This is a genomic window from Streptococcus mitis (assembly GCF_002096925.1).
In the GTDB taxonomy this organism is placed as follows: Bacteria; Bacillota; Bacilli; order Lactobacillales; family Streptococcaceae; genus Streptococcus; species Streptococcus mitis_AF.
In genome coordinates this window covers 1-315 of the sequence record NZ_NCVN01000064.1, presented here as the reverse complement: position 1 = coordinate 315, position 315 = coordinate 1, and the positions used below count along the sequence as shown (strand labels likewise).

General features: G+C 34.9%; 1 protein-coding gene. It reads left to right on the top strand.

Going from position 1 to position 315, the window contains the following annotated elements:
• The coding region (locus B7692_RS11575) for an LPXTG cell wall anchor domain-containing protein (protein ID WP_142360056.1) at positions 1 to 99 on the top strand (99 nt) is incomplete at its 5' end.
• Positions 100 to 315 lie beyond the last annotated feature (216 nt).

The following is a 315-nucleotide window of genomic DNA, read 5'->3' as shown; positions in this document are numbered from 1 at the left end:
CCAGAAACTGGTGAGAAACAGTCAGAAACAGCTATTTTCTTGGCAAGTGTTAGCCTAGCCCTATCCGCTATCTTTGTAGCAAAAAGTAAAAAAGATTAGTTGTGTATGACAATTAAACTCTTTCTTAATAGTATTCTAAACCAGTGGAGTGTATAGAACAAAAAACCTGAGAAGTAAAATTGACCTTCTCAGGTTTTTCTTATCTAATTATTGATTTAACAAAAAACTCCAAGCAGGCAGATCCTGCTAACTCATGACAGAAAAAGAAGTTTAGCCTATAATGAAGGCGAACAATACCAAACCGTGGTGTTTAAT